This is a genomic window from Anabaena cylindrica UHCC 0172, from assembly GCF_034931625.1.
GTDB lineage: Bacteria > Cyanobacteriota > Cyanobacteriia > Cyanobacteriales > Nostocaceae > Anabaena > Anabaena cylindrica_A.
Genome location: NZ_JAYGGY010000116.1, coordinates 13,267 through 33,178, shown reverse-complemented (window position 1 = coordinate 33,178; position 19,912 = coordinate 13,267). Strand labels below are relative to the sequence as shown.

Here is a 19,912-nt window from a genome sequence, read left to right as displayed (position 1 = left end):
TCGGTGAGCGCAAACTTTACTACACCCCAGAAGCCGCAGAAAAAGCAGGGCGTGAATGGATTACTCAGGGATATTGATTCTTGAAGGATGGGAGCGATCGCTTGGGGTATGGAGTATGTCACGTATCTTTCAGCGTCCGACGAGCTAATTTGACGTAGGTTTTGGCAGTGGTGTAAGGTATCTCTAAATCTTGGGCGATTACCTGTAATGATTCTCCCATTTCCCGCCGTGCTAAAATCGTTGCCCAGGTTGTAGCAATTTTTTCAGCACGTTCTCCTCCTGTGCGTTTGCGCTGTGCTGTAAATATCGCTGTTAATTGCTCAATTCGTTCTGGAAGTAAGTTTGTTAACCCTTCAGAAGATATATTTGATTCTGGTTTTACCCAATCTAAACAGGTTTGTCCTAGTCCAAAGGTAGTTTTATGACCTGTTCCGCAATAGGGAGCAAGTTGGACTAAGGCGTAAAATAATTGGGTAAATTCAATATTGGCTAAGGCAGTTTTACTCAAACCCAAGGAAATTGCACCAGTAAAACCAGTGACTGAACCCCGTTTACCTGCTGCGACTTTGACTGATTCTAAACGGTGTTTGTGAATGATGACGTTTTCATCTATCCAGTTCAGAAAAGCGTCTTGTTCTATAGGCATTCCTGAAAAGTCGTTCCAGCGTCTCAGGTAACTATGGAAAAGATTGAAGGGAACTGGAAGGGGAAAATGATGACCTTTGCGACGGAAACTGGTAGGAGAAATAAAACTCAAATTAATGTTTCTGTAGTTTTGGTTTTCTATAGATGATTGCAATAGTTGAGTGTAAGTAGTTGGTGGATGGACAATACTTACTTGTTTTATTTGTAAGGAAGCATCTCTTAATTTCAGAATAGGTAGAGGTTGTGTTAACCACTGACTCAAGAACTGAACTACTGGTTGAGAAATGGCGTTAAGATGCCAACGATAAGTGTGATTTGCTTGCAGTTGCAGTTGTTTACCAGTGGCAACTAATTGACCTGCGAGGGCAGAAATATTAAAGGGTTTTTCTGATTCACCATCATGCAGATATGCTGAAAGGGTTGGATTAATTTGGCGAACTTGATCTAGAAACCAAGCATGAAGTCCAATGGTATATTGCGAATATAGAGACGCAGAATCAATTGCCTCTAATTCAAAGACTAAACCAACTAATTCGGCATTATCTGCCCATACCAGAGAGTTGTTTTCTGAGGGCGTTGCGCGTTTGCTCGATGTAGCTCTTCTTGGCATTTTTTCTGATGCTACATTATTTGATATTCAGTCATTTTATAATCTTTTAGTCCCCTTGCGGGGATTATTTATTTGGAAACTTTAGCTAAAATCTGGTCTGCGCTCATGCCATCAAGTTTCAGTCCCCTTGCGGGGATTATTTATTTGGAAACTCTGGATTTGAAACCAAGGGAAATGCGATTTGCTCTAAAAGTTTCAGTCCCCTTGCGGGGATTATTTATTTGGAAACAAATGACTACCTTTTTTATGCTCATTTGAAACTTCGGTTTCAGTCCCCTTGCGGGGATTATTTATTTGGAAACACTAGAATTAATTACAGTAACCTCTTCCGGTTTTAGTACATGTTTCAGTCCCCTTGCGGGGATTATTTATTTGGAAACTCCGAAAAATTGGGAAATTGAAGAAAACACTAGTAAAGTTTCAGTCCCCTTGCGGGGATTATTTATTTGGAAACCCTCAAAGTCATTTGAGGAACCGCCGTCTAAAGTCACGTTTCAGTCCCCTTGCGGGGATTATTTATTTGGAAACTTATGGAATACTTTCTTACCATCTGGTATATCTCCAGTTTCAGTCCCCTTGCGGGGATTATTTATTTGGAAACTTGGAAACCGTATATTTACCTTGTCCCATTTAGTTATGGCGTTTCAGTCCCCTTGCGGGGATTATTTATTTGGAAACATTCATTTTCCTTTATTTTTAACTTGCCTCGTCAGGTTTCAGTCCCCTTGCGGGGATTATTTATTTGGAAACCGATGGGTAAACTTTGCACAGACAACGCAACTTTGAGTTTCAGTCCCCTTGCGGGGATTATTTATTTGGAAACAACTCCGATGCCATCTTGCCTATAGCATCGGAAATTGGGTGTTTCAGTCCCCTTGCGGGGATTATTTATTTGGAAACTATAACAAGGATCGAGACTTTTTACCCCACCTGATAGCTTATATTGTTTCAGTCCCCTTGCGGGGATTATTTATTTGGAAACACTCCTGTATCATTTCCAGGGTCTTCAGTTGCTTGTGTTTCAGTCCCCTTGCGGGGATTATTTATTTGGAAACTTGAGAGTCTGCCATCCATGTTTCTGGATGATCTATGGGGATGATGTTTCAGTCCCCTTGCGGGGATTATTTATTTGGAAACTTTGCTAATTTACAGAGTGAAACCGTCAAACCCGTTGTTAGTTTCAGTCCCCTTGCGGGGATTATTTATTTGGAAACATCCGTTTGAATATTGCCTCAAGGCTTTTAACTTGAGTTTCAGTCCCCTTGCGGGGATTATTTATTTGGAAACCAAGCATGAATGCAGCACTAGAGCAATATGAAATAAGTTTCAGTCCCCTTGCGGGGATTATTTATTTGGAAACCAGATTTGTGATTACGTCCCCTTGGTAATCCAATTCACGTTTCAGTCCCCTTGCGGGGATTATTTATTTGGAAACCACAAGATCCAGTATCAAGCATTCCTAGTATTGGGTTTCAGTCCCCTTGCGGGGATTATTTATTTGGAAACCATTCTACACGAGAACTGTATACAAACCAAGATTTGTTTCAGTCCCCTTGCGGGGATTATTTATTTGGAAACAGGGCAAATCTCAGAGGTTTAGTGAAATCTTGGTTTGTAGTTTCAGTCCCCTTGCGGGGATTATTTATTTGGAAACTCCGCCATCTGAAACATAGTCTAGGGGCGGAATCTAGAGACGATTTTGGCGGACCTCTCAAAAAACCTCATTTCAGGCTTCGGGTCATCTACCAACTGAAACTAATCAAACGCTGAAAGTATTCAATTATCAAGGTTCTGGCGATTTGGCGAATCTCCAGGGTTTTTGACCCCGCTCTAGGTCTGCCAAATTTATCCTTACACCAAGGTATAATTTCTGAACTTACTTGTCAATATCTATTGTATTAAAAATATTGAAGCATCCGACTAATGAATTTATTCAATATTAAAGATGCGAATGATGATAAAGCCCTATTTCTTTAGTAATATCAGCCGCAATTCTTTCTCTTACATCATAAGGTAACAGAATTTCTACTTTCGGTCGCCATGCTCGTAAACGCATAATTACATTATTATCCCCATGTCGATATTGAAGGCTATAATAAGCATCTTTTGGGGAACGATTTTCTATAACTTTTAATAATTCTGCTTTTTGGTCTGAATTAATTACAGAACTTTGAATCAAATGTTTAGCTTTTTGGTAATTAATTAAATTAAATGTTTCGTGCCGAAAAGTATCCTGAATGTAGCGGTCATGATATTCACGGTCAAATCGTAGCAGCATTAGTCGAGATTCTAAATAAAAATCAAAACCTAATGCTTTCGGCATTTGCACTTCAATTTCTTCTGGATTTGGTAAATTCCTTTGTTGATAACGCTGTTGCAGTGTCTTAGGAATGGCAGGATTTGTCCATTCAATTGGTGTAATATTTTCAATTCTATCTAAACGAAAGTTATACCAATCTGTTTTTTTATCAGGACTTTCGCCAAAAGCACAGAGATAAACTGCACGTTGCACATAGTAAATACAAACAGGATAAACTAAACATTGTCTAGATTCTCTTAATCTGGCACTATTATAAATTAACCTAATCGGTGGAACTGGGGTTTGTGACCAAAGTTTGCGGAGTTCATATTGCCAATTTTCAACTTGGTCTATAGCGGTTACAACATAATCTAATTTAAAAAAGAACCGCTGGATACCACCAATTTGTTGAGAGAGATTCTGAGCAATTTCTGCTAAATCTTCTTGATTGAGAAAATGTAATTCGTTAATATTCTGTTTGGTGGTGATAGGACGAAAAGGTAAATATTGAACTCGATGATATTTTTGCTCTCGATTTTCTAGCCAACCTAATTCTTCTAAAATTTGTAAATCTGCTTGTAAGGAACGACGAGTTACGCCAAATAATCGCTTGTGGAGGATTTCATCTAAATTAGGGATGTTAACGTGCGATAATAGCGATCGCTTCCATTCTTGTTCATTCAATCCAGTTTTGGTATCAAACAACCAGTCAGCGGTAGTTTTGGCACAAGGACAGTTATGGTCATGGAATTGAGGAATTGCTTCTCCCTTGGGGTGTGTAGAACGAAAAAAAGCGTTTTTCCAGTCTGCTAAGGTAAAACCATCCTCTAAGAATACATGGTCTTGACCTTCTCCATATAAAGAACGTAACCACACCCACAACCGAATGGCACGGAGGAGGTTTTGTTTGAGAGAACCGCGTGCTAACCATTGCAATAACTCTACTTGAGGGACATCAGAAAAAATTTGCTCAGACACTTTACTAGAACTTGGGGATAACTCCAGCATAAACCAATCTGGAATAGGCTGCTTCCAATGCCATGTATGATGTGATAGTTGCTCACTAAGCAAGGTAATGACTACTTACAACATTGAGTTAAAAGACGATGTTTTGCGGTTGAGTTTTGGTGAACCTGCCCAAAATGACCAGATTGTCAAAGATGCTGCTACGCGACTTGAAGAAATGGCAAAGTCTGGAGAACTTACAGGAGGACAACTGCTGAGGATTAATGGACCCGTTTCTATCCCTGTTGCTTTTGTGTTGGCACATAAATTAGCCCATATTTACGGTGCAATTGGTTTTTTTGATCCAAAATTAGGTAAATATGTGATCTGCATCACACACAATCCTGCATATAAGCTGGGAGACTTAATTGATTAAAGTGTTTATTAGTTTCACCAAATATGACTCTAAATTACTTATGTATACAAATTACAAGTATTTTGGAGTTCTAGTAGCATTTCTTGCCTTAATTCCCAAGGTAGTAAGACTTCAACTTTTGAACCTAAAGCTCGTAACCGTCTAATTACATAATAATCTGTATTTCGATAATATACCTGGTAATAAGCATCATGATTTGAGCGAGAATCAAGAATTGGTACAATATGCTGATGTAGTGAATTGGGTGTGTTTTGTTTGATTAGTGTTTTTGCTTGTTCATGGTTAATAGCTTTAAATGTTTGGTGGATGTTGATTCCTTGGATATAATTTTGATGAAAATTTTGGTCAAACCGCAATATCATCAATGTTTTTTCTTTATAAAAATCACACCCCCAAGCATCTTTCAATTTCATATTCACAGTTTTAGGAGTTGGTAGTTGATGCTCTTTATATTTATCTCTTAATAATTGTGGAACACGATTGTCTTCCCAATCTAAAATTTCTAATTGCTGGGAAATTATTCTATCTAAGCGATATTTGTACCAGTTGATATCACCTTTAGGGGTTTTACCATAAGCACATAGATATTTAGCGCGTTCCATAAAATAAATGCAGACTGGATAAACAACACATTCATAAATTTTATTTTGATGGGCGCTGTGATAAGTTAAAAGTAAAGGTTGAATTTTACCCGAATCCCAAATATCCTGTAATTCACTTTGAATTTCATCTACTGCATCTTGTATTGGACTTGATTCAGGTACTACATAATCAGCATATAAGAAAACTCGATGATTGTCTTCATCTATTTCCTCTTCTGAAAGTTCTTCTGCCAGTAATGGTAAACTAGGGTCAAGAAAACTAAACATACCCAAAGTTCCAGCTAAATAGGCTTGTTTTTTATTACTTAAATTCGTTTCGTAGCCAAAATTTTCTGATTTTTTAGAAAATGGTAATACCTCTACTCGACGGTAATATTTGCTTCTACCAGAGACATGATCTACTCGTTGCAAGCAATTTTTACTGACTAATAAATCTAAGTCGCTTTGAAGTGATTTGCGAACTTGGGCAAATAACCGTTCCTTGAGGATTTCTTCTACAAGTTTTTCTAAATCAGAGTTATATACTGGTATATGTTGTTGTAAAGAATTTTGCCACTCATCTATAGATACTTCCAATTCTACTAACCATTGTCGGGTGGTTTTGAGACAAGCACAGTCAGGGTCTTGATGGTTAATGATATCGGTTTGTTTTTCATCCTTGTGGGTTTTGGTAAAGAAAGCTTGTCGCCAGTCAGTGTAAGTGAAGGTGTCACCAATAGCTGCTTGTCCTTGATCACTATATAACCAATGTAACAATACCCACAGCCGAATAGCGCGAGTGAGGTTGTGACCTTGATCAAGAGATCCATTGGCTAACTGCTGTAAGATGTTGGGGGATGGGGTGGTATTAGAAAGTATATTCACGGAGGATAAATAGGTTATTATGTGCGCTTTCTAATCTAGCAGGTATTGGAAAGGGGGATTTCCAATGCTATGTATACTGGTAACAGAAATTTTGATAAAAGGATACATGAGAGATTATGACTACATCTGAATTAGACAAGTATAAAGTTGACCATCTGTTTTTGCTTATTGGTGAAAACCCTTTGCCTAATTATGTGGCGGCAAAGACTTTGTTGAGAGAAGGTGGTAAGCCTTACCTCGTGTTCAGTGAAGGCACGGAAAAACCTGCGGAACGTCTCAAGGAAATATTGGGTTTAAGCGATCGCGAAACAGTTTCCCTGGATAATAACGAATCTAATGCTTATGAAATTAAGAAGAGGATTAGAAAAAAAATCAAAGAACTTAAAAAAGAATTTCCAAATAAAAATAGTTTTGGTCTGAACTATACAGGCGGCACAAAAGCAATGGCTACTCATGCCTATCAAGCACTACTTTTCCATGATGATAAAGACTTAACGATTCAACTTAATCCGCTTCCTATTTTCAGCTACTTAGACTCTCGTAGTTTGAAGATATTGATTGACCAGATCAACAACCCGATTCCCTTAGATATACCAAAAAAACTACTAGAATTTTCGCTAGAAAAACTCTTTGAATTACATGGGTTATCTCTAAGCAAGCCACCCAAAACTGAAGTTCCACCAAAAAAACCATATAAAATCGATGTCGCACTTCCAGAATTAGTAGAAGCTATAGTCAAAAATAATTTAGCATGGCGAGAATGGTGCAAAAAGCAACTTAGTATTGAGGGAAAGCAAAGGGAAGAGGTAAAACGAGTGCAAAAGAAATTAGACAGCCAAGAAGGAGAAGAAATATCCAGTAACCAAAACAATACCGTTACAGAAATATACTTTAATTTTAGAGAATGGAAAAATGCGACTTATTTGAGAAACTTATCATTACCTATCTATGAATTACCACAAGACATTACTTCTCTTTTAGAAAGATATAATTTTCTAGATTCTAACGGAAATTTATCAATTCAAACCATTGAACAGGCACAACAGCTAATTGAATACAAAGAAAGGATACCTAAACCTAAAAAAAATAAAGATTATCCCGAAGAAATTTGTAAATGGCTTGAAGGTGTTTGGCTAGAAGACTATGTACTACAACAGTTAAATAAAATTCAGGAAGAATGTTCACTTGATGAATTAGGTATGTCGTTTGATTTTCCAGAAAACCTTAATATTGTCGAGTTTGAATTTGATGTTGCCTGCTTAAGAGGGTATCAACTTTTTGCCATATCCTGTACAAGTAGTAATGATAGCGGTTTATGTAAATCTAAATTATTTGAGGCTTATCGTCGAGCGCGACAGATGGGAGGAGATGAAGCACGGGTGGCTTTAGTTTGTTACTATGATCAACCGAAAAAAATAAAACAACGTTTTATGAGTCAGATTAATGACCCTAAAGTTAATGTTTTTGGAAGTGGAGATATTGCAGATTTATCAACAAAGCTAAAAAATTGGATTCAAGAGGTAGATGCATAATGAATAACTTAGTTGCAACGGTAATAGATACAACTGGAATCCAAAAATATATTTTTGGTAGCAACCGCCTGCGTGAAAATATTGGTGGTTCATATTTGGTTCAAATAGCAACATCTGAATGGGTTAAAGAGTGCTTCCTAGAACTAGGTGAAGTTTATATTCCTGATGAAGAAACAGATGATTTTGGACTACGTATTACTACAAATTTAGAAATTGTGGCTGAGTTAGTATATACAGGTGGTGGTAATACGGTCTTGCTATTTAGAAGTGAAGAATATGCCAAAGAATTTACTAAGAAATTAACCAGTAAAATACTACATGAAGCACCAGGGTTAAATATTGTCATTGCTCACGAAGTATTTGATTGGGATACAGACTTACTCCAAGAAGTGATTGATAAAAAATTAATTCAGGGAAAACTGGAAAACGAAAAACGAAAGCCAAGACCATCAATGCCTATATTGGGTCTGAGTGTCACAGCCACTTGCAATTCAACAGGATTAGTTGCAGTAGATACGAGCAACCGCTATGGTATTCCAGAAAATGACAGTTATTTGGTTTCTAGAGAGATAGTAGCGAAACTGAAAACAGTTGATCGCAAGTATAATGAACCTGCTAATCAACTACTTAAAAATACTATTTTCAAAAACTTGGATTTTGGTAAATACGAAATTCCATACGATGTTGATGATTTGGGGCGCTCAGAGGGTGAAAGTAGTTATATAGCTATCGTTCACGCTGATGGTAATAGGCTGGGAAATCGCTTTCAAGAATATCTTAAAACTGCATCTGACAATGAAGATTGTATTGTAAAGATGCGGAAATTTTCCATAGCAGTTGATAGTTCTGCAAGTAAGGCTTTACGTGCTGTTGCTGAAACGGTTCTTAACTCAATTACTATTGAGGATCATCAAGCAGTTATTAAGTATGTCGATACATCACAGGAAGTTATAAATAAGGTAACTCTTCAAAAAAGAAATGGACAAACTTATTTACCTTTTCGCCCTATAGTATATGGTGGTGATGATATCACTTTTGTATGTGATGGGCGTTTGGGATTATCTCTTGCTACAAAGTTTTTGAATAAATTTGAGGAATTTACTGCTGATTTACCTGACATAAAAAATAAAGTAACTGCTTGTGCAGGTATTGCAATTGTTAAAAATCACTATCCTTTTGCTAAGGCTTATGCATTGAGTGAATCACTGTGCGGTAAAGCTAAAAAGTGGATGAAAAAACAGACAAATGATTATGAAAAACCTTTGTTTTCTGCGCTAGATTGGCATATTGCAGCCAGTGGTTTAATAGGGTCAATTAATGAAATTCGGCAACGCGAGTATGAAGTGCAAATTCCTGAACGTAAGGAAGTTGCTTCTTTAGCAATGCGACCTATGCATTCAGGTTCCTATGAAAAAGAGTGGCGTACTTGGACTAGTTTTGCCAAAGTTGTTCATGAGTTTAATACACACGAAGACTGGAAAGATAGACGTAACAAAGTTATGGCATTACGTGATGTGCTGCGTCAGGGACATGAAGCTACAAAGCAGTTTCGACAGGTGTACCGTCTTAAAAGCTTACCAGCCTTCCCAGAAGCTGATAATAAGTTGGGAGAAGAAGGTTGGCATTGGAATGGAATCTGCGCTTACTTTGATGCCATTGAAGCAATGGAGTTTTACATTCCTTTAGGAGAGTCAACCGATGAGTAACTACACCCTAAAAATAAAGCTGCTGAGTGATACAACGTTTGGTCGTGGTGATGGGGTTGCGGGGTTAGTTGACCAAGAGGTAGAACATGACTGCTACGGATTTCCTTATTTACGGGGACGCACTTTAAAAGGGTTACTAAGTGAGGAGTGTGATAACTTAGTCGGTGTAATACCACATGAAAATCAGCGCGAACATTGGCAGAAAATAGCTGATGAACTATTTGGTAAACCGGGTAGTACGCTTGATACTCAGGCAATTATGCACGTAGGCGATGCTTGTTTACCAAGTGACTTACGAACCGCAATTGCAGCACAATTAGATGTGGAATCAAAGAAAAATCGTGAAAATCCCAAATATCACCCGACTTTGACCAATACTGATATTTTGGAATCTCTTACAACCATCCGTCGTCAAACTGCAATTGATCCGGAAAATGGGGCTGCTGCTGAACGAAGTCTGCGGTCAGCACGTGTGATTTTGCGGGAACTACCCTTTGAGTCAAAACTTTTATTTGCAAGGAAACTAAACGAAGAGTCCGAAGAAGATAAAGACATCTTGGCACTTTTAGTAGTAGGTACACTTGCATTAAGAAGGATGGGAAGCGGACGCAATCGCGGACGAGGTCATGTGCAGTGTACTTTATGGGATATCCAGAATAACAGCGAAATTACCCAAAAGATTTCTTATATTGAACGCTTCGGGAAAGGAATATGAAAGCAATTAATTTTTTACTGCATACGCAGCAACCTATTCTTGCAACATCACTTCAAGGCGACCCCAATAGCGACGTATCTCATGACTATATTTTAGGTAGTATGATTCGCGGGGCGTTGATTGGTCGCTATTTAAAACAGAAGAATATCAAACACACAGATGATATTTTGGATAGCCAGCGATTTCCTGATATCAAAAGGTTATTTTTTGATGCTTCTAAGACTCGTTATTTAAATGCATATCCTGTTGATATTGATAAAAAACGTACTTTACCCATACCGCTTTCTTGGTATAAAAATAAAGGTGAGGAATTTTCTGAAGATCCGGATAAGCAGGGTAAACCAGTCTATGATTTCAGCAAAATACCCATTGATGAGCGAGATGAAGATTTATCTCCCAAGCTGTTAGAAGAAAAGTTTTGCACTGTAAGTGATTCTGATGTATTGCTTTACCGAGTGAAGCGAAGAATCAACATTCATAACCAACGCGATCGCAAACGTGGTAGAGGTATTGAGGGCAGTGGTGCAGTATTTCACTATGAAGCCATAGATGCAGGGCAGACTTTTGAAGCAGTTGTTTTATGTGACTCTGAAGAAGATAAGTCTATTATTGAATCATTATTACAACTGAAAGATGTCTGGCTAGGTGGTTCTCAAAGTGCAGGTTATGGTCACGTCAAAATAGAATTATTAAATAATGACGGTGAATGGTATGAAGTAGGAATTGACTCGAAAGAACGTATAAAAAGAAATGAGAATTTAACTATTACACTGCTCAGTGACACAATTATATGTGATAAATGGGGACAAACTGCAACCGATCCAGAAAGGTTACGTCAACTATTTTCAGAATCACTCAATGAGGAGATTAAATTTCAAGAAGATGGAATTTATGCTAGTAGTCTGATTGTGGGTGGATTTAATCGTAAATGGGGACTACCGTTACCACAAACACCAGCCTTAGCAGCAGGAAGTGTATTTGTTTTTGAAAAAATTGACCTTGAACCGCAAAAATTTCAGGAGTTTCTGCAAAATGTTCAGACTTTGGAAGAACAAGGAATTGGGGAACGTAGGGTAGAAGGATTTGGTAGATTTATATTTAACTGGCTAGATGAAAAAACAGAATATGAAACAAAATTGCCTAATCGAGAAAGCAAAATTAAGCAACAAGTTAATACAATCAAATCATTAAAGCCAGAATCTTCTAAAATTGCAGCAGATATAGCTAATAGAATAGTACGGAAAAAACTTGATGAACTATTAATACAGGAAGTTAGTACTATCAATCTGAATAATCAAGAAGAGATTTCTAATAATCAATTATCTCGGTTAATGCTTGTTACAAGACAAGCATTATATGAAGTTGAGTTTGAACAAACTAAACCTGAGAATGAACGTATAAGCATTACAGAACTAGCTGAACCAGTCCACGATTTACTACGTAACTTGCCTTCTAATGCTCGTAGACAATTTGAGCGTAGTAAATTAGATCAGCATATTTATATATGGCTTAATGAGCCAGATACTTGGTTAAAAAACTCTTGGTGTAGCAATCCACAAACTAAAAAATTAGTAGTTGCAAATCAACCCAAGGTGAATATCGCTGGTAAAGAGCAAGATATCGATGTTTATATAGCACTAGAATATTCACTTCGTTTGATTATGGCAGTTGCAAAAAAGACGATGAAGGAGAAAAATAATGATTGAAAAACGTCATAGTTCAAATCGGAATATTATTAAACGTATCATTGTAGGCGGTATTTTGATTTTAGATACCCCTACTTGTTTAGGAAGTGGTGATGCTGATAGTCTCATTGATTTACCCTTGCTCAGAGATACTATTAGCAACCATGCTTTACTTACAGGTTCGTCAATCGCTGGTGCATTAAGAAACTATTTACGTGAGCGCAATAAAGGATATGACTTAAATGATTATCGTCATGAGTTAGTAACAAAATTATTTGGCGATTTGTTTGTTTATAAAGATGAGGTAAACATTCCAGAAAAGGAAAAAATAGAAATAAAATCACAGGATAATCAAAGTCTATTGATTATAGATGATGCTATTAGTATTGATATTATCAAATCTGAACTGAGAGATGGGGTAAAAATTAATAGCGTTACTCGGACAGCAGCAGAGAAAGCTAAATATGACTTCGAGGTATTGCAAGCTGGTACAAAATTTCCTCTATGTTTTGAGTTGTTAATAGAAAAAAAATCGGATGAACCTAACTATGAATCTACTTTACTGAAAGGATTAGCGATCGCACTCCAAGGTTTAGAAAAGGGCGAAATTAGCCTGGGGATGAAAAAACGACGTGGTTTCGGTCGCTGTAAGGTCAACAATTGGCAAGTCTGGAATTTTAATTTAGAAGATGCAAGAGATCGCATAGCTTGGTTAACTCTTGACCATTCCTGGTTGACTGACCCACCCTGCACTAAATCACCTGCTGTTAATACTTCCATTGTTGCAGCGATGAAAGAAGCAGGTCTTCAGTTTGTAGACGAACGGGATGATAAACGCGATCGCATAACCATTAATGCCAAATTCACCCTTGCTAGTCCCCTGTTAATTCGCTCTGGCCAAGCTTCGAGTGATAAAGCTCCTGATGCCGTACACCTCAAATCTCGACGAGTAGGTGAAGAAAAACCAGTACCTATAATATCCGGTACAAGTTTAGCGGGAGTATTACGTCATCGGGCAGAACGAATTATTAATACTTTAACAGAAGGGGAAAAACGTCTTCTTACAAAACGAATAATTGATGAAATATTTGGTTTTGTCGAAGATAAAAAAGATAAATTGGAAGTAAATACTCTTGATAACAACAAGAAAAAAACGAGAGCAAGTCGTTTGATTGTTCATGAAAGTGTTATTAAAGAAAGTAATGATTTAGTACAAAATCGCATAGCTATTGACCGTTTTACAGGTGGTGCTTTACATGGAGCATTATTCAACGAGCAACCAATTTTTGGGAGCGATAAAACAGAGTTGAAGTTGGAATTGGAGTTACGTCAACCGAAACCTCATGAAATTGGGTTGTTACTACTGTTAATTAAAGACTTGTGGACTGGAGATTTACCTGTTGGTGGTACAAGCAGTATCGGCAGGGGAAGATTGCAGGGAAAAACGGCAACAATTACTTTAGCTTTAGAAAATAAAAATTGGAATATTACCCAAGTTTCAGAAAATGAACCTTTGATTATAGATAATCCTAAAGATTTAGAAAAGTTTGTTGATGCATTAAATGAAGAGGTAGCTGAATGAATAAACCAATACGTAAGCCTTTAGATATTTCAATCAATTTAGATATATATCAATGGTTAGAAGAACAAGCTGAAGAATATCAATTAAAGTTTCTGTTAGCTCACGCTGAAGATGGAGTGATTTGGGGAAAATTTAAAGATGGTAAATTATTAACGGCAGATAGTGCATTTGATTTTTTGCCTAAATTACGTCTTTTTACTTTGCAACAATGTCGGGTTTTTGGTGAAACATCGGAAGTAATGTTATGGCAGACTGATGAGGGTTTTAAAGCTCGTTTAATTCAAGATGAAAAGGATACAGAATTTATCCCCGAAAATCAGATTCTTTGGGGAACGCAAGCAGATAAAAATTGTGGTGATTTTACTTTAGTGTCAGATGGTTCGCAAGGTTTACGTCATGCAGTACCTTTAACTGATATTGAATTCAAGGATAATGAACATCCTTTGCGTTTAAGTGTTCATCACTATATTGATTACGATGATTCAGGTGTAGCTCGAATTGCTCTACGTCGTTTAGTTAAAATTTACTTTTAAGGAGATTAACAAATGAATCCTAAGCATATTACACCAGTTTCTAAAGCTCGACGATCCTTTGCACCTTACAATTTTGTCGAATTACCTGATGAAAACAAAATAGTTGTAGCAGAAGAGCTTCCAAAACAAAATTCTTATGATATAAAACGACATACAGGTTATATTGAGTGTACCTTAGTTACAGAATCTCCTCTCTACATTCGTTGTGGATTAATTCCAGATAACTTTAAAAACTTTGGCGATCGCACTTGCAATCATGAAGAACTCAATCAATTAATACTAGAAGAACAAAAACGATGGACTGATTTTTTTTATAATCCAGCTAATAATCTTCCAGTAATTCCTGGTAGTAGTCTGCGAGGTATGATCAGGAATATTTTTGAAATTGTTACCTACAGTAAACTTCATCAAGTTTCAGGATACCAAAAACTCTTTTTTCGTGCAGTTGCTGCACCTAATAACGATCCTCTAACTGACGAATATAAAAAAAAACTTGATGATAAAGTTAAAGCAGGATATCTACAACAGCAAAGTGATGGTAAATGGCGGATTTATTTATCTCAAACAGTTGAAGAACAGCCTTTTATATGGGTTAAAAAATCAGCAATTCCTAGTGATGTCGGTTTAATTGATGCAAGTAATATTGATTATAAACCTCAATATCTTAAAGTTCGATTTGATGAAATTAATAAGGTTAAAACTCGCTATCTTGCCAACCAAGTTAGTAAGGATAACCTTCATCATCAGTACAAAGGGCATCTGGTGACAAGTGGCAATATGATGGAAGAAAATCCAGAGGGTAAATCTTCTCGTCAATATCATTGTTTGATAGGAGAAAGAACAGATGATTATGTTGAAATTGATCCTGGTGCAGTGGAAGATTATCGTGCTGCTTTAACTGATTTTCAGAAGAAATATTTTGATGAAGAAAATGGCATCCTAAAAAATGATTATCCTGTATTCTTCTGCAAAAACAAATTAGGTGAGAAAGTGACTCTATTTGGTCATAGTCCTAACTTCCGCATACCTTACACTCCCCCTACCAAAAATGGTCGTGCTGCTTCGGTTACTGATTTTATTCCTCCTAAGTTGAAAAGCTCTGAAAATCCAGAAATTGACATGACTGAAGCAATTTTTGGTTGGGTAAAGGATAAAAAATTAGAGAATCAAGCACGCGCAGGAAGAGTATTTATTACTGATGCTATACTTGATAGTTCAACACCAGATGAGCAAATTTGGTGTCAAAATAACCCTGATGAAAGAATCACTCCCTCCATTTTAGCTACTCCAAAACCTACTACTTTTCAGCATTATTTAGTCCAAACAGATCCAGAAGCAAAAAGGGAAAACCTAAAGCACTATGGAAGTCACCCCATTAAAGATACGGTAATTCGTGGAAATAAGTTATATTGGCATCAAAAAGATGTTAGTAGTAATTCAATTAGAGAATCTAATGAGGAAGAAATAAGCAATAAACCAAAGCAATACACAAAAATTAGACCTATTAATTCAAAAGTTAGTTTTCACTTCAAAATTTATTTTGATAATCTAACTGATGAAGAACTAGGTGCATTATTGTGGATATTAGATTTGGCAAAAGAGAAAGAAAGCCGTATTTACGTCAAAGACGATCAAGAATATCGTTTTTCTCTTGGTATGGGTAAACCTTTTGGTATGGGAGCGGTTAAACTAACAAATCAACAATTATACCTAAGTCAACGTCAAGAAAAACGTTATCAAAAGTTATTTAACGGAAATAACTGGGAAACAGGAAATTACAATGATACTGAAATTGAAGCAGAAGTTTTTGTAGAGTCATTCAAAAATTATCTTTTGGATAAAAATAAAATAGGTGAAAATTCTGATGGAAATCTGGAAGATGTGAAACGCATCAAAATGTTATTGGAAATGTTGAGTTTCCCTGGAAAATCAAAAGGTAGTGTCCGGTATATGCAAATAGAACACCCGCGTAATAAAAATGAGTACGATGAACGTCCAGTCTTGCCAAATCCCTCTGATGTTTGAAGTTTTTATAACTTAATTATCACAATTTATAAAGTCAACCAAAACCGAAAAAATAAGTGCGATCGCTCCCATCCACCCCAAAAATACCCCAATTGTCAGATATGTTAACAGAATTGACAATTAACAAACACTTCCAAACCCTAACCACTTTCCCCCCACGCAACTTTCAACGAGAAGCGATCGCTAAACTCCTCCACCGTCAAGACATCCTTCTCCGCGCCCCCACAGGGTCAGGGAAAACCGAAACAGCGATCGCACCCTTCCTCTTTGCCAAAACCCTCAACCTCGACTTCCCCAACAAGCTAATCTACGTTGTCCCCCTGCGAACCCTGGCCAACAGTCTGCGACAAAGAACAGAAATCCTCGTTCAACGCTGGTCACAAGCTCAAAATGTCCCTTGTCCAGTCGTTACCCTACAAACCGGAGAAAACCCAGAAGACCCCCGTTTTGAAGGTGATATAGTCTTCTGCACCATTGACCAAATGTTAAGCAGTTTTTTGAATATTCCCTACTCAGTGGGTCGGGGTTCAGCTAACGTTAACTCCGGGGCAATATTCGCATCTTATCTAGTATTTGATGAACTGCATTTACTTGACCCAGACCGTTCTTTTACCACCGTTCTCAAAGTTTTACAACAAGTCAAAGGTATTTCCCCATTTCTGTTGATGACTGCTACATTAACCAATGAACTGGCTACCCAAATTCAAGGTTTAATAGACAATGGAAATAATTCAAATTGAAGATGCTGATTTACAGGCTATTGAAGGTAAACGTCGCCGGATATTTCAAGCTATATCTGAACCATTGACGGCTGAAGTTATCAAAGTTGGTATTAATAATCATAACCATAAACGAGTTATCATCATCTGTAATACCGTTTCTCAAGCTCAGGGATTATATAGAGATTTGCAAGAGTTGAATTATGATGATACCTTAAATATTACCCTGCTGCACTCCAGATTTTTACCAGAACATCGCGCCCAAAAAGAAACATTTTTAAAAGAAACCTTTGCTGAAAATTGGCAAGATGATGGCACTTGTTATGTGTTGATTTCTACCCAAGTAATTGAAGCCGGAATTAATATTACTTGCCAAGTTATGCACAGTCAACTTTGCCCCATGAACTCATTATTACAAAGGGCGGGACGTTGTGCAAGATTCCAAGATGAACAAGGTCAAGTTTTGGTTTATCGCACCATAGAAGTTAACCAAGCTTATACTGCGCTTACAGAAGCAGATTTAGAAATAGAAACACAAGAAACTACTGATAAAAAACAAAGTTTTCTGCCATATCCTAGAGAAATATGTGAATTAACATGGCAAGTATTACAAACACATACTGAATCAAATCAGGTAAATGAAAATGTCGGATTTCGTACCGAAGAAACTTGGATAAATCAAGTGCATACTACAGAAGATTTACTCCAACAACAACGCCGACAAAATAATCAAATGCAGTTTGAACAGCATTTTGAATCAGCTTTTTTCAGGGGTGATCAATCTACTGCAACAGAATTAATTCGTTCAGTTGATAGTCGGAGTTTATTTATCTGGGAAGAAACCGGATTTATTGACTTTGAGGAAGAACCCATTGACCCCCGCAAATTAATGGCTTTTTCTGTTCCTGTTTCTACACTGTGCAAAGTTTGGCGAGATTCCAAAAACTTAGAATTTGGCACTGATTGGATTTTTAAACGAATTGAAACACCAAAAGGTAAAGCAGAAACCTATAACCAACCTGTTTGCACTGAGATTAAATCCCGTGAATCATTGGTTAATAGTATCAAGATTTTAGTCAACTGTCGCTATGTTTCTTATGATGAAAATATTGGATTATTGATTGGCATTAATGAATTTGGTAATGGGTTTATTTCACCACCCAAACCACAGCGTTCAATTGTCAGTGAATATCGTTATAATATGGATACTTATGTTGGACATTTGGGTTCTATGTGGACTTGTTGGTATAAACCATTTAAAACCTTACGGTTGAAAAACGGTAAAGCTGAACCAACTACTTACAATAGTATCAGGAATGAACTACTACCAGCAGGTACAAAACTAATTAAAAACAAGATTTTTCCACATATCCAAGAATCAGAAGCAGCAGCATTATTTGAATTATTGGTGTTTTTTGCTATCTTTACTCATGACCTGGGTAAACTACAAATTAAGTGGCAGGAAGTGATGCGGAAATGGCAAGCGATCGCTCATTCTTCATTTCAAGGTCAAAACCCCAAACAACATTTACTAGCACACACTGACTATAATCCTGAAGACCGTCAGCAAAAAACAGCACTCAAAGACCACGAAAAGAAACACAAACGTCCTAACCACGCTGTTGAAAGTGCATATTTAGCACGGGATATTCTCAAACAATCTTTAGTACCACTGTTACGTGATTATTTTACTGCCGATAACGAACAGATTCAGTATATTTATTATACAGTGATTATGGCTACCGGTCGTCACCATTCTGCTTGGGCTGGTGGTTGGAATGGAGCAGATATAGCCAAGATAAACAATATTCAATTACACCCAGAAGCACAAAGAGCGATCGCCCAAAGTTGGCAAGGTATGACACGCTTCCTAAATCAGAGTTTACCATTAACACCAGCAAATTTAAGTAGAAGCAATTACCCAACTAAAGAGTTTGACTTAAATCAGTTAAATACTGCTGACGAGTTTGAGTATTTTCATCTCTACTTGCTGGTAGTTAGGGCTTTACGACTGTGTGATCAACGTTCCGTACAACTTTAGAATTAAGTAATGGACAAAAGACCAGTTAATATTGTCTTGAAAGTAAAACAGGACACTCTTAATTGGCAAGATGGACATAATGTTGTCCTCCATAAATTTGCCCATCAGTTAGATCAAGAGGATGATAAAGTAAAGCTGAAGGTGTACCGATTTTACAACACAATAATGTCTAGAAGAGATGATTTACATTTTCCTTTACGCCGTACCCTTGAAAAAGATGGATGGATAATTACCAGTGATCCCTTAATCTTAGTGCTTGGACAAACACTCTTAAAAGCTGATTTAGGAGCAGAAAAACTATTCATAGCCGAAAAAGAAGGACGTAAAATAGCTGTTGAGATCAAAGATTTTGATGCTTCTTCGGTAATCAGTGAACTAGAGAAAACAATGGGACAACTTCAACTTTACCAATGGGCATTAGAAGAACAAGAACCAGAGCGTCAATTGTTTTTGGCTATAAGTCAAGCAGTATATATCAAACATTTTCAAAAGCCAATCTTCCAAATTGCCATCCAGCGCAGTAAAATTAATTTATTAATCTATGCTCCAGATCAGGAGGTAATTATCCAATGGATAACTCACTAAATTATGCAGAAATAATCAAAAAAATAGTGAATGCTGCCACCATTGATCAACCTAGTATTCAAGCAATTAAACTCTATCCAGTTTGTGACGTTGAATCTGGTAACTTTGTTGTTCTTGCTACAGGCTTTGATAAACAACAATGGATGGATAATGTAATATTTCATGCCAGACTCATCGAAAAAGATAACTGCGATCCCCAAATCATCATCGAAGAAGATAACTTTGAGGAAGGATTAGTTGATACACTCATCGAGGCAGGAATCAAAAAAGAAGATATCGTTATCAGTTAACAACAAGCGCGGAAAGAAAGTTTTGCACGGCTTCAGGAAACATCAAAAAGATTAAGAGACGGTGAGACTACGTTTATACAATAACAATTGGGAATTTT

Annotated in this window: 15 protein-coding genes and 1 CRISPR repeat array; of the genes, 12 read left to right on the top strand and 3 right to left on the bottom strand. The window is 37.0% G+C overall.

What is annotated here, in order from left to right; translation table 11 throughout:
• Window positions 1–118 precede the first annotated feature (118 nt).
• On the bottom strand, window positions 119–1,255 hold the full coding sequence (gene cas6 / locus VB713_RS25640; protein WP_323314315.1) for a CRISPR-associated endoribonuclease Cas6: 1,137 nt from the start codon (window positions 1,253–1,255) through the stop codon (window positions 119–121).
• 43 nt (window positions 1,256–1,298) lie between these two features.
• Window positions 1,299–2,909: a CRISPR direct-repeat array (repeat unit 37 nt; unit sequence GTTTCAGTCCCCTTGCGGGGATTATTTATTTGGAAAC).
• Window positions 2,910–3,194: 285 nt separating this feature from the next.
• Window positions 3,195–4,532, bottom strand: a complete 1,338-nt coding sequence (locus VB713_RS25635; protein WP_323314316.1) for a TIGR03985 family CRISPR-associated protein — start codon at window positions 4,530–4,532, stop codon at window positions 3,195–3,197.
• 97 nt (window positions 4,533–4,629) lie between these two features.
• Between VB713_RS25635 and VB713_RS25630 the strand changes: the two genes are divergently transcribed.
• Window positions 4,630–4,935: a CRISPR-associated protein Csx3 gene (locus tag VB713_RS25630; RefSeq protein WP_323314314.1), complete on the top strand. Its 306-nt coding sequence runs from the start codon at window positions 4,630–4,632 to the stop codon at window positions 4,933–4,935.
• A 38-nt stretch (window positions 4,936–4,973) separates the two neighbouring features.
• Here VB713_RS25630 and VB713_RS25625 read toward each other — a convergent pair whose 3' ends face one another.
• Window positions 4,974–6,401, bottom strand: a complete 1,428-nt coding sequence (locus tag VB713_RS25625; RefSeq protein WP_323314313.1) for a TIGR03985 family CRISPR-associated protein — start codon at window positions 6,399–6,401, stop codon at window positions 4,974–4,976.
• 116 nt (window positions 6,402–6,517) lie between these two features.
• Here VB713_RS25625 and VB713_RS25620 point away from each other — a divergent pair, with 116 nt between their 5' ends.
• The 11 genes from VB713_RS25620 (at window position 6,518) to VB713_RS25570 (ending at window position 19,814) form a co-directional block, all read left to right on the top strand.
• The gene (locus VB713_RS25620; protein WP_323314312.1) at window positions 6,518–7,933 is read left to right on the top strand and encodes a hypothetical protein; all 1,416 of its coding nucleotides are present in this window, start codon (window positions 6,518–6,520) and stop codon (window positions 7,931–7,933) included.
• Window positions 7,933–9,639 (top strand): Cas10/Cmr2 second palm domain-containing protein, encoded by a 1,707-nt coding sequence (locus VB713_RS25615; protein ID WP_323314311.1) that lies wholly within the window; start codon window positions 7,933–7,935, stop codon window positions 9,637–9,639. Before VB713_RS25620 ends, VB713_RS25615 begins: the two co-directional genes overlap by 1 nt.
• Window positions 9,632–10,354: an RAMP superfamily CRISPR-associated protein gene (locus tag VB713_RS25610; RefSeq protein ID WP_323314310.1), complete on the top strand. Its 723-nt coding sequence runs from the start codon at window positions 9,632–9,634 to the stop codon at window positions 10,352–10,354. Before VB713_RS25615 ends, VB713_RS25610 begins: the two co-directional genes overlap by 8 nt.
• Window positions 10,351–12,060: an RAMP superfamily CRISPR-associated protein gene (locus VB713_RS25605; protein WP_323314309.1), complete on the top strand. Its 1,710-nt coding sequence runs from the start codon at window positions 10,351–10,353 to the stop codon at window positions 12,058–12,060. Before VB713_RS25610 ends, VB713_RS25605 begins: the two co-directional genes overlap by 4 nt.
• Entirely contained in the window at window positions 12,053–13,621 is a 1,569-nt protein-coding gene (locus tag VB713_RS25600; protein WP_323314308.1) for an RAMP superfamily CRISPR-associated protein, read from the top strand. The genes VB713_RS25605 and VB713_RS25600 overlap by 8 nt, the downstream gene beginning before the upstream one ends.
• Window positions 13,618–14,154: a CRISPR-associated protein Csx19 gene (csx19, locus tag VB713_RS25595; protein WP_323314307.1), complete on the top strand. Its 537-nt coding sequence runs from the start codon at window positions 13,618–13,620 to the stop codon at window positions 14,152–14,154. The genes VB713_RS25600 and csx19 overlap by 4 nt, the downstream gene beginning before the upstream one ends.
• A gap of 12 nt (window positions 14,155–14,166) precedes the next feature.
• On the top strand, window positions 14,167–16,179 hold the full coding sequence (locus VB713_RS25590; RefSeq protein WP_323314306.1) for a TIGR03986 family CRISPR-associated RAMP protein: 2,013 nt from the start codon (window positions 14,167–14,169) through the stop codon (window positions 16,177–16,179).
• Window positions 16,180–16,280: 101 nt separating this feature from the next.
• Window positions 16,281–16,919 carry a DEAD/DEAH box helicase family protein gene (locus VB713_RS25585; RefSeq protein ID WP_323314305.1) on the top strand — a complete coding sequence of 213 codons (639 nt, stop codon included), beginning with the start codon at window positions 16,281–16,283 and terminating at the stop codon, window positions 16,917–16,919.
• On the top strand, window positions 16,900–18,939 hold the full coding sequence (gene cas3, locus VB713_RS25580) for a CRISPR-associated helicase Cas3' (RefSeq protein WP_323314304.1): 2,040 nt from the start codon (window positions 16,900–16,902) through the stop codon (window positions 18,937–18,939). Before VB713_RS25585 ends, cas3 begins: the two co-directional genes overlap by 20 nt.
• A 9-nt stretch (window positions 18,940–18,948) precedes the next feature.
• Window positions 18,949–19,524: a XisH family protein gene (locus VB713_RS25575; RefSeq protein WP_323314303.1), complete on the top strand. Its 576-nt coding sequence runs from the start codon at window positions 18,949–18,951 to the stop codon at window positions 19,522–19,524.
• Entirely contained in the window at window positions 19,509–19,814 is a 306-nt protein-coding gene (locus VB713_RS25570; protein ID WP_323314302.1) for an element excision factor XisI family protein, read from the top strand. Before VB713_RS25575 ends, VB713_RS25570 begins: the two co-directional genes overlap by 16 nt.
• Window positions 19,815–19,912: the final 98 nt, after the last annotated feature.

What these genes read in the sequence shown, in the direction of transcription:
- cas6 (WP_323314315.1), bottom strand. Translation starts at nt 1,255, where the DNA reads ATGCCAAGAAGAGCTACATCGAGCAAACGCGCAACGCCCTCAGAAAAC.
- csx19 (WP_323314307.1), top strand. Translation starts at nt 13,618, where the DNA reads ATGAATAAACCAATACGTAAGCCTTTAGATATTTCAATCAATTTAGAT.
- VB713_RS25575 (WP_323314303.1), top strand. Translation starts at nt 18,949, where the DNA reads ATGGACAAAAGACCAGTTAATATTGTCTTGAAAGTAAAACAGGACACT.
- VB713_RS25610 (WP_323314310.1), top strand. Translation starts at nt 9,632, where the DNA reads ATGAGTAACTACACCCTAAAAATAAAGCTGCTGAGTGATACAACGTTT.
- VB713_RS25590 (WP_323314306.1), top strand. Translation starts at nt 14,167, where the DNA reads ATGAATCCTAAGCATATTACACCAGTTTCTAAAGCTCGACGATCCTTT.
- VB713_RS25620 (WP_323314312.1), top strand. Translation starts at nt 6,518, where the DNA reads ATGACTACATCTGAATTAGACAAGTATAAAGTTGACCATCTGTTTTTG.
- VB713_RS25615 (WP_323314311.1), top strand. Translation starts at nt 7,933, where the DNA reads ATGAATAACTTAGTTGCAACGGTAATAGATACAACTGGAATCCAAAAA.
- VB713_RS25630 (WP_323314314.1), top strand. Translation starts at nt 4,630, where the DNA reads ATGACTACTTACAACATTGAGTTAAAAGACGATGTTTTGCGGTTGAGT.
- VB713_RS25585 (WP_323314305.1), top strand. Translation starts at nt 16,281, where the DNA reads ATGTTAACAGAATTGACAATTAACAAACACTTCCAAACCCTAACCACT.
- VB713_RS25605 (WP_323314309.1), top strand. Translation starts at nt 10,351, where the DNA reads ATGAAAGCAATTAATTTTTTACTGCATACGCAGCAACCTATTCTTGCA.
- VB713_RS25570 (WP_323314302.1), top strand. Translation starts at nt 19,509, where the DNA reads ATGGATAACTCACTAAATTATGCAGAAATAATCAAAAAAATAGTGAAT.
- VB713_RS25600 (WP_323314308.1), top strand. Translation starts at nt 12,053, where the DNA reads ATGATTGAAAAACGTCATAGTTCAAATCGGAATATTATTAAACGTATC.
- cas3 (WP_323314304.1), top strand. Translation starts at nt 16,900, where the DNA reads ATGGAAATAATTCAAATTGAAGATGCTGATTTACAGGCTATTGAAGGT.